The following is a 13736-nucleotide window of genomic DNA, read 5'->3' as shown; positions in this document are numbered from 1 at the left end:
CTCATTACTTAAGCAAACCAAGCGTTTAATTCACCAACCTAAGGCCGCAAACATGACCGAATTTACCTTACATAACTTGGATACCACACCTGAAGGCAGCAAAGCCATTTTAGAAAACGCCGTAAAACAAATGGGGACGGTACCTAGCCTGTATGCTGTTATGGCAGAGTCGCCAGAAATTCTTCAAGCTTACACTCAACTGCATCAAGCTTTCACAAACACCTCTTTTGATGCCGAAGAACTGACCGTTGTTTGGCAAACCATTAACGTTGAACACGAGTGCCACTTCTGTGTTCCTGCACACACGGCCATTGCTCATTCTATGGGCGTGGATAAAGCGTTAATCGAAGCCTTACGCAACAGCGAACCAATGCCCACGGAAAAATTACAAGCCTTGCAAGATTTGACGTTAACACTGGTCAGAAAGCGTGGTTTTGCTTCTGATGAAGAATTAGCCGCTTTTTATGCCGCTGGCTACGAGCCTAAGCAAGTGTTGGAAATCATCTTAGGATTGTCACAGAAAGTGATTAGTAACTATGTGAATCATGTCGCGAAGACCCCAGTTGATGAGATGTTCAAGCCATTTGCATGGAGCAAAAAACAAGCTTAACGTCACCATTCTTTAGACAAAAAAATAGGAGCCATGGGCTCCTATTTTTTTACCTAAAGAATGAGGGGACTATAACCAGCGCCTAACGCTTGCTAAGTAGGAGTCAAATTCCTCTGCAAACTTTTCTTTCATGTGCCGCTCTTCTGGCTGGATTTGAAAGCGCGTCATATACAGTACGAATGCCACAATCCAAAACACAGCAGCAAGGTTCATCAAGAGCCAAGCAACACCGATTAACAACAACACAAAACCGAGATAAATGGGGTTACGACTCACCCCAAACACACCACGGCTGACCAAGTAAGAAGAGCTTTCTGGAAAACGTGGGTCCAGCGTCGTTTTCGCTCTGCGAAACTCGACCACCGACAGAATGGGCAATACCCCACCAAGTAGAAAAAAGACACCAGCAACAAGCTTAACCCAAGGAAAAGACAGAGAGGCAGCAGGCGTAAGCACCGCCGTTGTCCACATACCGATCAGACAGATAAACATCAATAAAACAGGCGGAATACGCAACTCAAGTTTTGACATGTTAAGCTCCTGTGAATTGAGTCTAAATTGGTTAAATACCTCTATTGGTGTCACGCAAAGTAATCTGTTTGATTTACTTTGGTCGGTGCCCCAGTAAATACGTACTCCAAGTCAAAAGACCAATAAAGACACACGCGGTTATCGCAATTAACGCCAGTATCGCCCGTACAAAATCGCTACCATGCACATGACCTTGCTCGTTATCGTTTAATAACGAACTCAAACAATGTTTTGGGCCATCCAAAGGATAAAAGGTAAAATCAATGATTTGCTCTAGGAATTTCCAGTAATAATGGAATCGCTTATCGGAGCTCCTGTTGGCAAAGTACCCCACCCTCGCAGAGATGGTAATGTCAGGATCCCCTCCAGCAATGGCATTGCCAAGTTGATCAATAGCCACCAACACATTCCACAACCATTTAGCGACAGCTTCCATAACTTATCCCTCGGCACACTTGATGGACGATAAAAGCAACATAACACCAATCATAGTCTACTCAAGGCCACTCTGGTGAAAATCTCTACGGTTTAATCTCTCGCCATCGCGGCTCTACTGCGGCTGTCCCGTCATGTAAACACGATAAACAACCGCCATGATGAAACAGCTTGCCGCCGGAAACAAAAGCGCCATGAACTGATACGACTCATACAATAAGGCCCCAATGGAACCGCCAGACACAAAACCAATGATGATGTACAGGAACAGCTGAGCCTTACGTTTATCAAGCGCTTCGCCCCTGATGCACTTCCCCAGCATAATGCCCAAATCGGTAAAAATCCCCGTGACGTGAGTAGTTCTAATGATGGCTCCGCTGTAAGTCGTGGCTAAAGCATTTTGTAAACCACACGCCGCCGACGCAAAAAAATGCCCATAAAAAGAACCGTTCGATAACAAGAATAACGAGACTAATAACAAGATGCCTTCTAAAAACAAGGCGGTATCATAATGCCTTCCCAGCTTGAGACTCGATCCATGCAATAACACACCAGATAAAACGGAACCCAGCAAAAAGGACAGTAAAACGCCCATTAAATGCAAACTGGTTTGAAAGGAAGAATTTAAAAAGCCCGTACCAAGCAAGGTCGCCGTGCCCGACAAGTGCGACACAGACTGATGATCAAAACTCAGCAAGCCAATGGCATTCACACAACCTGCTACCAAGGCCAGAAAAAACGCACCGACCTCTACCCATCTCGGTAATTGTGAAATCAAGGGGGAAAGACTCCTATACAACTCATATTATTCTAAGTGAATAAGACACAACACTCGCAAAATCTGGCGTCGCATTGCGCTTATCACCTTCTTCATGGTGCGTTTTCGTTGCATCAACAGACAGAGAAGGACAAAGTCCTTCCTAACACAGCAAGCAATGGGTTACGACAAACGTTCACTAAGCGCCAATTTGACTGTAAGTGCAGCTAAGTTCATCAACATAAAACAGGGCTGAGAATCATCACTACAATGAGCGAAATGAGTAGAAATTCAATCATCACAAAATCTACTCTTTTCGTATTAAACTACTTATTCTCTGCGATTCGCCACAGAACACCACTAGGGTCTGTGACACAAAATTCGAGCATCCCCCAAGGTTGCTTAACCAATTCCGTTACCTTAACAGCAAACTCTTTGACCATATTCTGCTGTAATACATGTTGATACCAACTCTGAGCATCCTCAACCAATAGATGCATCATAAAATTATTACAATGAGTCGGCTCATAAAAGTCTTGAAGCAAAAATGAGCAGGAACCAAACCTAAAATAAGCGATGCCGTCTAATTCCGATGCCATTTCAAAACCAATGGCCTGATAAAAACGCTTAGAGCACTCAAAATCTTTAGCAGGAACGAATGATTTTATTTCGACTGTATTTAAATTTTTCATTTTCTGAACACCTCAAAACCACGTTTTAAGAAGCGACATGATTTTTCATTGATCCCCTTAGCAGCCATTAAATTCCCCATGTTTCTTCAGCTACATACTCAAGTACCTTAACGCCTTCCGATATTTGATACTCATATTACTTTGCTTAAGCCTTAACATTTCTTGGGCATTTGGCTCAAAAAGATACCTTCAGTTACCACGAGTCAGGAGAAGTGTGACGCCCAAAAATGATCAATACAAGATAGCATTACGAGACTCTTTCATTAACCATCTTGTAACCGTCTGGCCCAATTGCCATCATGAAAGCGCTCGCAATTTTCTTCTGTATCGTAGGCAACCTGCTTCTGAATCGTCCTAATACGAATGCCTATGGGTTGCAATTCATCTTGAATCTGTTGCTGTAACTGCTGATTCGCAGTGGAGGCTTTAAACGCCTCAAGATGTTCGTTGGTATCAAAGATACAGGTCACCCGCAAACTGTCTGGGAAACGGTCGTATTGAGCACTGTGAGTAAGCCACTCAAAACCATGAATCTTCTTCAGAGCAGACTCACACACGTCCGTTAGTGCTAAGCGGATTTGATTATCAAGCTTCTTATCGGATTTACGCATGATTTGATATGTTACTCCTAAAATTCAAGGGAAAAGAATAACGCCACTACCATAAGCTTGGGTCATTTAATGCCTCAACACACTGGGTCGAACCAGACAGAGCCTGGATTGGACTGCCATCCAATGATTGCGCTAACCAACCAATCGGCTGACTTAACGGGCAAGGCGCTTTCACTAAGTCTTGACTGATTTGTTGAAAGCCCGTTTTGCCATAATAACTTGGATCACCATAGGTAAAAGCCAAATTGACCTCTAAGGACTTGAGCTGATCTAAACCATACTGAATAAGCCCCTGACCCACTCCCTTTCTTTGCGCTTCTGTGGCAACAGCAAGAGGTGACAGAATAAAAGCCACTTGACCACTAGAAATCCACAGTCGGCTGAAAAAGAGACAGCCAACAAGACTGTCATTTTCTTCTGCAATGCAGCCAATTAAATCTTCCGGCTGAGTGGTCGTCACCAGCTGGGTAACGAAACTCGCAATCACCTCACCTTCGGCTTCCCCCTCAGCGGCAGAGAAGACTCGCTTAAAAAGCTCAATCACTTGTTGGGATTGCGATTCAGTAAACAATGAAAACAACACGGTAACTCCTTATAAAAGGGTAAGGAACAAGCCTTTTCGCTATCTTTGCATCTTGATTAAAAGCTGTTTTGAGCTTACTAGAAGTTGTCTATTTGTAAAGTCTCTATCTGCTCGAATCTATTACTCAGACATACTGCAGTAAGACCGTTTTGTCAGTCGCAAAAAATATCCCATTTTCTCTCCTAAAAACGCATAAATCGTTAGGTGATTTAACGGTTTGCGTTTATAACCAAGTTTTTATTAGCCTTGTTGTTAAGGAAGCCTCATAGATGCCAAGCGATGCCTTTATTGACCTACTAAAACTGCTCATTCGTGCGCCCAGCGTAGTGGGTGCGGAACACTCTTTTTTTCGTGTATTACAACGCGAATTAGAGGAGCGTGGCGCACAAGTGACGTGGTACGAAGGCTTGCTGGTTGCTCAAGGAAGTGACCCGTTTAGCACCATGTTTTCCGCTCATATTGATCGTCATGGCTTAGTTTGCACAGGCCCAAACGAATTCCAATACGCCGCCTTTGTGTCAGCGAATCGCACAGACTTGCTCAACAACTCCGTTTCTGAAGAACTCATGAGTAAAGTCACAGAACGCTTCAATCACGAAGAAGTCTACGCTTATGAGCCGTGGTCTGGCGTATATCGTGGCAAAGGCGTGATCAAACGGTCTTATGTATGCGAATTTCGAAACAACCTAATGTTTGAAATAGACGGCCTTGAAGGCGTGGTTGCGGGCACACCAATTGCCTTCAAAGATCAATTGCAACTCGTTGATAATCGTCTTGAAGGCCAGTTGGACAACGTGATTTCCGCCGCGGCCTTGGTTCATCTGTTCGATCATGGCTTTAAAGGAACGGCCTTTTTTACCGCGCAGGAAGAAGCCGGTAAAAGCTGGCGCTATCTCTTGGAATGGTTTCGTCGTTTTGGTGGCTCAACAAACCGCCTGTTTGTGGTTGATACCAGCCCCTTCCCTAACCTTGAAGCCGCCAACCAACAACTTTTGGTACTGCGTGAAAAAGACGCCAACGCTAGCTTCAATCAAGAAAGTACCGAACAGGTCGAAGCTCTCTGTCGAGCGAATAACATCAGCTATTTGTACAAAAACCGTTACGTGGAAAATGACAACGCCAGCCGTATTGCCCAAGGTTTACCAGCTAGCTCCCTTGGTAGCACAGAGCTGGGTCGCATCATCGCCGCGTCAAACCGACTAGTGGACGGCACTACTATACAAATTCCCACCATTGGCTACCACACCATGCACGAATCCGTGGCCGTACCATCAGTGGATGCCTTTATTGATGTTCTCAAAATCTTGTCCAAGCTCTAGGCCAACCCAACTTAGCAGTAAGCAAAGGATGACGGCAACGAGCCATCTTGATGAGTCAGATAAAGAAAACCGAGCGCCTTGGCTCGGTTTTCTTAGCTTAGTTTTTAAGCTTTTTTCTTAGGTAATGGCGTTGCTTCTCAGCCAAACACGCTATTATCCTTTACGTGGCAGCGCATCCGATTGATACATGGATATTTGATGATTACGAGACTATCAAATGCAATCGTCAACATAGCGGTGTCTAGAGAGTGATTTCCAAACGAAACCACCATAGTGCACGTCATTAACCCCGCAACCAGCATGATCTATTTGATGTTGTTTTCGATGGATAGCATTTGAGTAACGCCTTTTGAGTTATAACAAATTAATTGGATTTTATTCGTTATGTGTGCCTTGGTTCAGGCTGTTTTTTAATTTCACTCTGACTCTAATTATTGAATTTGGGACGATAAAGGACGATGATTTTAATACCTAAAAGCCACGAAAAATACCTTATAATAGAGGCACTCATTAACGTTAGGACAAACAATGAAGCCCGCCGCCGCACCTAAAAATACCGTCGATAAGAACATGTTAGGTGTGTTTCGCTACAGTCGTCGTGCTATTGAATTAGTGTGGCAAACTTCTCCAGCGCTAACCATTGGCTTGGCAATATCCACCTTGATTGCGGGTGTTGTCCCAGCAGCGATGGCCTATGTGGGGCAATTAATTGTCGATGCGGTGGTCGCTGCAATGGCAATGTACCAGCAAGATCAAATCCTGCATTATCAAACCGCACTTAACTATGTTGTCGTTGAAGGCATTTTGGTTTTAATCATTGCCGCTGCCCAACGCTCGATCACAGCTCAACAGGCCATATTACAAGGTTTACTAGGGCAAAAGGTCAACATGCTAATTCTGGAGAAAGCCCAGACATTAACACTCTCACACTTTGAGGATTCCGAATTTTACGACAAGCTGGTTCGCGCCCGTCGCGAAGCCTCTAGTCGTCCACTCGCGCTGGTCAATAAAACGTTCGCTCTTATCCAAAACGCCATCTCTCTTACAAGCTTTGCGGTTTTATTATGGCAATTCTCCCCTTGGGCCTTGGGATTATTAGTGCTCGGCGCGTTACCCGCTTTTGTGGCTGAAGCCAAATTTTCAGGGGATGCCTTCATCATGTTCCGCTGGCGCTCCCCAGAGGTTCGTCAGCAAAATTATCTGGAAACCCTATTATCTAGGGAAGACAACATTAAAGAAGTACGTCTCTACCAATTAGGCGAGCGTTTCTTACAGCGTTACACGGAAATTTTTCTCAAGCTATTCAAAGAAAGTAAGCGTTTAATTCTACGCCGTGAAAGCTGGGGATTCACCCTCGGTATCATCAGCACTCTGGTGTTCTACGGTGCTTACGGCTGGATCGTCAGTGATACCATTATCGGTGCCATTACATTGGGTCAGATGACCATGTACCTATTGCTGTTCAAACAAGGACAAAGCTCGGTATCCGCTTCGTTAACCTCGATTAGCGGCATGTACGAAGACAATCTTTACCTGTCTAACTTATATGAATATTTGGAACAAGAAACCCCATCATCGCAACAAGGCTTAGTGGTCGGCACAAAGCCCAACGATGGCATTCGCTTCGAGAATGTCAGCTTTCAATACCCAGGTAGTACAAAACCCGCCCTATCAGCAATCAACTTGCATATTAGACCCGGACATAGCCTCGCCATTGTCGGCGAAAATGGGTCAGGGAAAACCACCTTAATTAAGCTACTTACTCGCCTTTATAACCCAACTGAAGGGCGAATTTTGCTCGATGGCTTAGATTTGCTTGAATGGGATGAAACGACCCTATTAAAACGGGTTGGTGTGATATTCCAAGACTTCGTCCGCTATCAATTCATTGTCGGTGAAAACATAGGAGCAGGCGACAATGACCGTTTCAACGATCAAACAGGCTGGCAAAAAGCCGCTGAACTAGGCAAAGCCACCGACTTTATCGACCAATTAGAAAGCGGCTATCACACACAACTAGGCCGCTGGTTTAAAGATGGACAAGAACTGTCTGGTGGCCAATGGCAAAAAATCGCCCTAGCTCGCGCCTTCATGCGCAAAGAAGCCGATATACTGGTTCTCGATGAGCCCACAGCGGCCATGGATGCCCAAGCAGAGGCCAGTATCTTCCAGCACTTCCAACAACACACCAAAGACAAAATGGCGATTTTAATATCCCATCGTTTCTCTACGGTTCGCCTCGCCCACGAGATCATCGTCATGGGTCAAGGTCAAATCAAAGAACGCGGAACCCATGACGCTCTACTTGCCCAACAGGGTCAATATGCCCACTTATTTTCGTTACAAGCACAGGGCTATCGCTAAACGAAATGCAAAACATCAAGAGACCAATTTAAGGGGTTAGGATTCTGAGCCTGATTATTCCAATTACATCGAACTAGAAGAATAACCTGATTGTTGAGAACGGCCTAAACGAAGCTTGAGAGAATCCATTTCTTCTCTAAGCGAAATAATTTCCTGCTTTAGATTTTCCATCTGTCTGTTAAGCTCAGGATTCGGATTAGTAACTCTGAGCATTAATGTCTCTAAGTCATCCCTGCTTTTTTCCATTGAATCCATTCTTTGAAAAATAGTTGGTCCTGTAGGGCCCTCCGGAGGGAAAAGGTATTCTTCAATAAACTTAATTCTATCGTGGTGATTTTCCGCTAAAGTCGATATTTGAGACTTTAAGTTAATAATATCTTGCTCTTTTGTGTCCATCATTGTCGTCCATATTGAGATTAGGTTTGTAGTTATAATAATTGGGAATAAACATTTAGCAAATAACTGGGTGGAATGATTACTCCAATCTCTCAAATCTAAATTTTGATGAGCTTTTTCAGTCCTCGTAGTAACATGACGAGCCAAGATTTTTTTTCTTTTTGGTCTCAGATAGAGCCATATACCAATTGGAGGGATTATCAGCACTAGAAAATTTATGATATTAATCGTAAGTCCCATTCATCCTCCTTGATTTTATTGACGTTCTGATCATTAATTAATCCTAAGCGAAAGCATCACTTTAACTCGAATCTTTTATCATACTTTCTTAAAATCTAAAGTAAAATGTAAAGGGGCAGAGTAAAATTAAGTATGATTTTACTCTGCCCCTAATTATTAAAGCGGCTTGCGAAACTGATTAATACGTCACTAAGCTTATCGCTACGAATAATGATAACGACACGAAATTACCGTAATCGCGGTATCATCCACCGCGTATACCAAACGGTTAACATCATCTATTCTGCGCGACCAGAAGCCGGAAAGGTTTTCTTTAAGGGGTTCCGGTTTTCCCATTCCCTCAAACGGAGAGCGCTGAACATCGGTTATTAATTTATTGATACGCCTCAAGGTTTTCTTGTCTTGAGTCTGCCAATAGACATAACTTTTCCAGGCTTCATCAGTCCATGATAACAACCTGTTACTCATCAATCAGATCTCGCTGAGTCGTTTTACTGGCTTTAAACTGTTCAATAGAACGGTTTAAATGTTCTGCATTCGCAGGCGAACGAAGTAAATGGACGGTTTCCATGAGGCTGTTATAGTAATCCAATGACATGACAACAGCATCTTCAGAATCACGACGGGTAATGACCGTAGTATCCGCATCATTAACGACATTATCCAAAACGGCTTTTAGACTATTGCGAGCTTCGGTAAAAGAGACAATTCGCATTTTGCACCTCACTTGTACATTATATGGGACAAGTGTAGCTTGGAAATATTTTTATGTACAGTATGTTGTACATGACCAAATACACGCCATTTCAATTTGGTCAGACTAAAAGATTTTGAACACCCCCCTTTAATCCCCCTTACCAAGGGGGATTAAAGGGGGGTGCGAAGCCGATCAATACGTCTTTGGCTAGAGTACAAATTCCTGATTATTTATTAAATCGCCTTGTCGTAAACATGAGACGTTTTAGCACAACGGAACCCCATCGCTGCGTAAAAAAGATGAGAATCTTCACGCGATATGTTTGACCTCACGACGATTTTTGCTAAACCCTGCTCTTTCGCCCAACCCTCAGCAGCTGAGACTAAAGCCTTGGCAATGCCGTAGCGACGATAATTTTCACCCACCACCAACCCCGTAATTTCTGCCTTATAACCCGACTCAAGAAACAAACGCTTCTCCACTACCAACCAAGCGGACACTTTGCCCTCACAAACAGCCACAAAGACATGATGGGAAGCTGAATGCACTAGGGATTGTAACCAGAGGCTCGTTTCTTCTCGATTCGCCTCATAACCTAATGCTTGGGTTAGATGCATGATGTCATCAGCATCTTTTAATCTGGCGGGAATGATTTCGAAAAGCACGGGGTTAAGCCTTTAATGTGGGTGGGAGGGGTTTAACTCTGGGTTTCATTAGCCCAATTAGTGCCTCGAAAAATATCCGTTTCAAAGCTTGTGTACATGGCACTGGTTACGCCGCGTTAAGTAGTGAGCAACACTACCACCTTACTAAACCATTACACCGTAAACACAAAACTCAACTTAAATTGAAAACGCTGAGTGTTGCGAATCTGTCTTAAACGCTTTGTTATAGCGCTGAACTCAACGTTAGCTCTTGTATATCAATTAAGTCAACTTCCCTACCCAATATTCGCTTGTACTCGATTAAATGTTGAACTGGGATTACTGGCAATGCGATGCCTTGATACTCTTTTTCAACTGACGCTGAATAATCAATTTCAAGCTGATGCCAAGAACCGTCTAAAACCGATTGTATCCTCGTATTTTGAGATAAACCGATTTCAATTTTTTGGTTTTGATAAACCAACTGAAAATACTCTAGATCCCAACCGTATTCAGTATAACGAGTTAACGGTTTAGATATAAATTCAGATACCTGAGTTAATACCTTGTTTGCGTCAGAATTGTGGATATAAAGATCAATATCTACAATGTCACGACTGCCACCATGAATAGTTGCAGCGAGTCCACCTACAATTTGATATTCTATACTTTCTGCATCCAAGAGTCCTTTCAGCCACTTCAAGGCTACTTCCACTTTTCCTCTCATCTAGTTCCCTTAGCTGAATTTTGAACAGCGCTATAACGCCCAAAGCAGCGGCGCGCGGTAGCGCGTCCAGCCCGCAGGGCGATGCTGCCTTTACTTGTTATGTTTTTAATAGTATTGGGTATAGTCTGCTTCAATGTCAGCCAACCTTGCCAATTGATCTAGGATTGATTTACCTGTATCCAATAAGTCTTGTGTTCGTTCTGGATTATCCCAGCCCTCTGCACCGTGTTTACCTCCGTGAAAGAGGTTATTTCTGATCGTTTTAAGTAAGCGAACAACTCTACAGAGTTCAGAGTTACAATCTGCTAAGCCTACTTCGCGCCATTGAAGGTCTGAATGCTCCCCAATCTTTTGTCTTTTGGGGTTAAGTGCGATTAGCTTATTGGTTTCCGCTGTGTGCTCGAACGTCTCTGCGTACCTTTCTACGAACGCATCCCACCCCGGTTCTGCATTTTCTCCAGCGCCATTGCGTTTTAAGAAACGGTTTTCTTTAAGCGCAAACTCAAATCGTGAGAACCAATAAAAGAAATCAAACGCATACTCCTTTAAAGGGTCATTAATATCTTCTTTACGCACGATCTCTCCAGAAAACATAACGCCTAATTCAGCGGTAAATTGAAGCGTAGCGGAAATTTATCCGCTGCAATTTCTTGTTAGGCTTCATCTGCCACTTCTAGCTCGAGTGAGTCATCAATCTCTTCTGATTCTTCTTCATTCTCGCTTACTTCTTCATTGTTCTCTGATTGGCTTTCAAGCTCATCATTATCTACTTGCTCGATGGTAGTTGGAGCTTTTTCAAATACTTCAGTAAATGCATCAACAAATTGATCAGTAGATCTAAAATCCTTGAAGCAAGGCCATTCTATATAGTCAACTTCACTGACGCTTCCTGATGCCCCTATCCTGAGCATCAGCTTCTTGGCCAAATCAAATTCTTCTCGAAGAACGGCTACACATAGATTGTAATTATCACCACATGCAGACCAGTCTTCACCATCTAGAATCGAAATGCATTTATCATTATCGCCGGAAAACTTGTAAGCTAATGCCCGATTAACTACATAAACCAAACGAGTTCCCTCTGAGTCCCACTTTTTCAGCGTACAGCAGGCAAAGTCGAGTAAATTTTTAGCCAATTTATAGTTTTCTTCGATCAATAACTCATAGGTAAAATGAGATAAACTTGTTTCTGCTTTTGCAATATCGTCAGGGCTTAGTTTTCTCCATAGAACTTGAGACAGCTTGAGCCCTATTTCATATAAAACTTCATGAGCTTGTCTGAGATATTTCTTTTCAGCCTGAAGCCTATTGCCGACAAGTGCATCCGAGCTAACAGAAACATTATGTTTTTTGCAAACGTTAAGATATTGCTCCGACACTACTCCATCACAATGAACAAAAAGATTTCTACGTTCTGTTAGCTCAATAAATAGTGGCCATGAATTTAACCCTTTTGTCAAAGGTGTGGAAAACGCTTTTTCCATCCAAGAAAATTGATCTGCATGGCTTGACCTCAAAATAGATTCAACTTCTTTGGCAAAGATCTTATCTCTCGCAGCCTCTACGCTTCCCAAATTTACTAGATCAGAAAGAGATATTGACTTGTCTTTTGAATCAATTATTTCTGGCTTAAACTTCAATATCTGAGTAATCAACTGGCCTAAAAAAGAATCATATTCAGAAACATATGACACAACGAAGTTTCTTGGAAGTAGATCTAAAACAGTTTTTGATCTATCGCTACGACGTCCCAACCTGGAGGATTGACCGAAGGACTTAAAATCCAGCTTATATGAAGTTGTCTCCCCATCTTCTTCAATTTTTTCAGCATTTTCATCCAAAAATTTCTTGTGCTTTTCTGCTGACTTATGAGCAACGGCTGCCGCCATAGTCATCTGATATGGAAAAACTTCATGCAGTGCTACCAACTTATGGATATATTTATCCACTATTTCGTGCAATTCTAAAATATCTGCCATGTTTGTCCTTATTATTAAAAGTTCGTAGTCATCCTCAGAGATAGCCTAACGCCTCACTCAGCTGCCGCTTTAGCGGTCTGCTGCAGTGATTTGTTAGGTTCGTTCTCAGCTACTCGTTTTAAAATGGTTTGAAGCATTTCGTTTCTTGTTGGGCTATAGCTAATTAACTCTGCAGCCTTCAATGCAGCTTGAATTTCACCATCCTCTAGAAGTCTTGTAGAAATGATTTTTAGCGCATCATTCCGTGTGGGCGAATACGAAATATCGTTAGCGATCAGTGTTGCATACTCCACATGACCTTTTTGCATAGAAATTTTAACGAGCTTTTTAAGCTCAGAATTTCTTGTAGGGCTATATGATATCTTTTTTGCTATCTCGTGAAGATTTTTTAGAGCTTCAGGTGAGTCAATAACCACGCTCTTTATTACATCTTGGCTTTTAGCTTCCTCTAGCGCTTCATCATTTATTTTTGGCGAGATCTCCGCAATAGGCGGCTTAGGGATTTCTGGCAGCTGATTAACTAACTCTTGCCACTCTTTAGTGCTAGAAGGCTTCGGATCAAAATAGGCAGCCACAGTAAACCCAGCTGCAATTATTGTAGCTACGGCGGCGGTTTTTCCTAGAAAATTCATACTTAAAACTTACTCGATATTTAATCTAACGCTTTTGTTGTGGGGCGGTAAAACGTAGCGAGGAACGAGTGAAGTGAAACCGTCCCAGCACCGCAGGTGCGAACACCAACTTTTTGTTAGGTGACTTATCTGCAAGCATAATAGTGTGCTCTTTCAAAGAATATATCTAAGCTTTCCAAATTTTTTGTAGGATAGACTTTTCTTATCCTTTCAATTGCTTCCACTTTATCAATTGCACCATACATCTCATCTCTAGCAATACCAACAGAGTTTGAGATTACAGTTTCAATTTCTTTTACGCACAAACTTATCGTCTCGACACTTATACCTTTTAGTTCAGCTATGTTTGCTAAGTCATCACAAAGTAGATCATGTCGCTTTTTGGGAGCTTTATGATAAATAGGCAATATTACTTCGATTAATGATATATCCATGCTCACCTAACATCTATGGACACCCCGATTTTTGCAAGCAAAATCAAGATCTAACAAGAAGCGTTTTGCAGCCATCTATTCGGAT

At 42.6% G+C, this 13736-nt stretch carries 18 protein-coding genes; 3 read left to right on the top strand and 15 right to left on the bottom strand.

All coding sequences use genetic code 11. The annotated features are described in order from the left end of the window. Positions 1–52: 52 nt before the first annotated feature. Complete coding sequence (locus tag ACHUFM_RS04050; RefSeq protein ID WP_394179815.1) at positions 53–610, top strand: carboxymuconolactone decarboxylase family protein; 558 nt, start codon at positions 53–55, stop codon at positions 608–610. A gap of 69 nt (positions 611–679) precedes the next feature. Here ACHUFM_RS04050 and ACHUFM_RS04045 read toward each other — a convergent pair whose 3' ends face one another. The 6 genes from ACHUFM_RS04045 to ACHUFM_RS04020 form a co-directional block, all read right to left on the bottom strand. After that, entirely contained in the window at positions 680–1141 is a 462-nt protein-coding gene (locus tag ACHUFM_RS04045; protein ID WP_394179813.1) for a methyltransferase family protein, read from the bottom strand. A 73-nt stretch (positions 1142–1214) separates the two neighbouring features. Then, entirely contained in the window at positions 1215–1577 is a 363-nt protein-coding gene (locus ACHUFM_RS04040; RefSeq protein WP_394179811.1) for a hypothetical protein, read from the bottom strand. Between the two features lie 114 nt (positions 1578–1691). Further along, complete coding sequence (locus tag ACHUFM_RS04035; RefSeq protein WP_394179809.1) at positions 1692–2354, bottom strand: YoaK family protein; 663 nt, start codon at positions 2352–2354, stop codon at positions 1692–1694. A gap of 305 nt (positions 2355–2659) precedes the next feature. Next, positions 2660–3025: a VOC family protein gene (locus ACHUFM_RS04030; protein ID WP_394179807.1), complete on the bottom strand. Its 366-nt coding sequence runs from the start codon at positions 3023–3025 to the stop codon at positions 2660–2662. 263 nt (positions 3026–3288) lie between these two features. Continuing rightward, positions 3289–3636 (bottom strand): Fis family transcriptional regulator, encoded by a 348-nt coding sequence (locus ACHUFM_RS04025; RefSeq protein ID WP_394179805.1) that lies wholly within the window; start codon positions 3634–3636, stop codon positions 3289–3291. Positions 3637–3682: 46 nt separating this feature from the next. Then, positions 3683–4219: a GNAT family N-acetyltransferase gene (locus tag ACHUFM_RS04020; protein WP_394179803.1), complete on the bottom strand. Its 537-nt coding sequence runs from the start codon at positions 4217–4219 to the stop codon at positions 3683–3685. Between the two features lie 269 nt (positions 4220–4488). On the opposite strand from ACHUFM_RS04020, the gene ACHUFM_RS04015 reads away from it, so the two are divergent. Both ACHUFM_RS04015 and ACHUFM_RS04010 read left to right on the top strand, forming a co-directional pair. Continuing rightward, positions 4489–5538 (top strand): peptidase M42, encoded by a 1050-nt coding sequence (locus ACHUFM_RS04015; RefSeq protein ID WP_394179801.1) that lies wholly within the window; start codon positions 4489–4491, stop codon positions 5536–5538. A 528-nt stretch (positions 5539–6066) separates the two neighbouring features. Beyond that, the gene (locus tag ACHUFM_RS04010; RefSeq protein ID WP_394179799.1) at positions 6067–7902 is read left to right on the top strand and encodes an ABC transporter ATP-binding protein; all 1836 of its coding nucleotides are present in this window, start codon (positions 6067–6069) and stop codon (positions 7900–7902) included. Positions 7903–7965: 63 nt separating this feature from the next. On the opposite strand, the gene ACHUFM_RS04005 is transcribed toward ACHUFM_RS04010, so the two are convergent. The 9 genes from ACHUFM_RS04005 to ACHUFM_RS03965 all read right to left on the bottom strand — a co-directional run bounded on the left by ACHUFM_RS04005 (position 7966) and on the right by ACHUFM_RS03965 (position 13651). Further along, a complete protein-coding gene (locus ACHUFM_RS04005; RefSeq protein ID WP_394179797.1) occupies positions 7966–8538 on the bottom strand; it encodes a hypothetical protein in 573 nt (190 codons plus the stop codon). Positions 8539–8739: 201 nt separating this feature from the next. Continuing rightward, entirely contained in the window at positions 8740–9006 is a 267-nt protein-coding gene (locus ACHUFM_RS04000) for a Txe/YoeB family addiction module toxin (protein WP_394179795.1), read from the bottom strand. Continuing rightward, the gene (locus ACHUFM_RS03995; RefSeq protein WP_394179793.1) at positions 8999–9253 is read right to left on the bottom strand and encodes a type II toxin-antitoxin system Phd/YefM family antitoxin; all 255 of its coding nucleotides are present in this window, start codon (positions 9251–9253) and stop codon (positions 8999–9001) included. Before ACHUFM_RS03995 ends, ACHUFM_RS04000 begins: the two co-directional genes overlap by 8 nt. 215 nt (positions 9254–9468) lie before the next feature. After that, positions 9469–9900 (bottom strand): GNAT family N-acetyltransferase, encoded by a 432-nt coding sequence (locus tag ACHUFM_RS03990; protein WP_394179791.1) that lies wholly within the window; start codon positions 9898–9900, stop codon positions 9469–9471. A 223-nt stretch (positions 9901–10123) separates the two neighbouring features. Beyond that, positions 10124–10606: a MazG-related protein gene (locus tag ACHUFM_RS03985; RefSeq protein ID WP_394179789.1), complete on the bottom strand. Its 483-nt coding sequence runs from the start codon at positions 10604–10606 to the stop codon at positions 10124–10126. Between the two features lie 105 nt (positions 10607–10711). Continuing rightward, the gene (locus tag ACHUFM_RS03980) at positions 10712–11182 is read right to left on the bottom strand and encodes a hypothetical protein (RefSeq protein ID WP_394179787.1); all 471 of its coding nucleotides are present in this window, start codon (positions 11180–11182) and stop codon (positions 10712–10714) included. Positions 11183–11259: 77 nt separating this feature from the next. Then, complete coding sequence (locus ACHUFM_RS03975) at positions 11260–12585, bottom strand: hypothetical protein (protein WP_394179785.1); 1326 nt, start codon at positions 12583–12585, stop codon at positions 11260–11262. Positions 12586–12638: 53 nt separating this feature from the next. Continuing rightward, positions 12639–13217: a hypothetical protein gene (locus tag ACHUFM_RS03970; RefSeq protein ID WP_394179783.1), complete on the bottom strand. Its 579-nt coding sequence runs from the start codon at positions 13215–13217 to the stop codon at positions 12639–12641. A gap of 125 nt (positions 13218–13342) precedes the next feature. Then, positions 13343–13651, bottom strand: a complete 309-nt coding sequence (locus tag ACHUFM_RS03965; protein ID WP_394179781.1) for a hypothetical protein — start codon at positions 13649–13651, stop codon at positions 13343–13345. Positions 13652–13736 lie beyond the last annotated feature (85 nt).

Source organism: Marinomonas posidonica (genome assembly GCF_043643765.1).
Classification (GTDB): domain Bacteria; phylum Pseudomonadota; class Gammaproteobacteria; order Pseudomonadales; family Marinomonadaceae; genus Marinomonas; species Marinomonas posidonica_A.
This window is presented reverse-complemented; position numbering and strand designations above follow the sequence as displayed.

Excerpts from the sequence above, each read along its gene's own strand:
- ACHUFM_RS03985 (WP_394179789.1), bottom strand. The coding sequence starts at position 10,606 with ATGAGAGGAAAAGTGGAAGTAGCCTTGAAGTGGCTGAAAGGACTCTTG.
- ACHUFM_RS04000 (WP_394179795.1), bottom strand. The coding sequence starts at position 9,006 with ATGAGTAACAGGTTGTTATCATGGACTGATGAAGCCTGGAAAAGTTAT.
- ACHUFM_RS04050 (WP_394179815.1), top strand. The coding sequence starts at position 53 with ATGACCGAATTTACCTTACATAACTTGGATACCACACCTGAAGGCAGC.
- ACHUFM_RS04030 (WP_394179807.1), bottom strand. The coding sequence starts at position 3,025 with ATGAAAAATTTAAATACAGTCGAAATAAAATCATTCGTTCCTGCTAAA.
- ACHUFM_RS04040 (WP_394179811.1), bottom strand. The coding sequence starts at position 1,577 with ATGGAAGCTGTCGCTAAATGGTTGTGGAATGTGTTGGTGGCTATTGAT.
- ACHUFM_RS04025 (WP_394179805.1), bottom strand. The coding sequence starts at position 3,636 with ATGCGTAAATCCGATAAGAAGCTTGATAATCAAATCCGCTTAGCACTA.
- ACHUFM_RS04010 (WP_394179799.1), top strand. The coding sequence starts at position 6,067 with ATGAAGCCCGCCGCCGCACCTAAAAATACCGTCGATAAGAACATGTTA.
- ACHUFM_RS03975 (WP_394179785.1), bottom strand. The coding sequence starts at position 12,585 with ATGGCAGATATTTTAGAATTGCACGAAATAGTGGATAAATATATCCAT.
- ACHUFM_RS03970 (WP_394179783.1), bottom strand. The coding sequence starts at position 13,217 with ATGAATTTTCTAGGAAAAACCGCCGCCGTAGCTACAATAATTGCAGCT.
- ACHUFM_RS03965 (WP_394179781.1), bottom strand. The coding sequence starts at position 13,651 with ATGGATATATCATTAATCGAAGTAATATTGCCTATTTATCATAAAGCT.
- ACHUFM_RS03995 (WP_394179793.1), bottom strand. The coding sequence starts at position 9,253 with ATGCGAATTGTCTCTTTTACCGAAGCTCGCAATAGTCTAAAAGCCGTT.
- ACHUFM_RS04005 (WP_394179797.1), bottom strand. The coding sequence starts at position 8,538 with ATGGGACTTACGATTAATATCATAAATTTTCTAGTGCTGATAATCCCT.
- ACHUFM_RS04015 (WP_394179801.1), top strand. The coding sequence starts at position 4,489 with ATGCCAAGCGATGCCTTTATTGACCTACTAAAACTGCTCATTCGTGCG.
- ACHUFM_RS04045 (WP_394179813.1), bottom strand. The coding sequence starts at position 1,141 with ATGTCAAAACTTGAGTTGCGTATTCCGCCTGTTTTATTGATGTTTATC.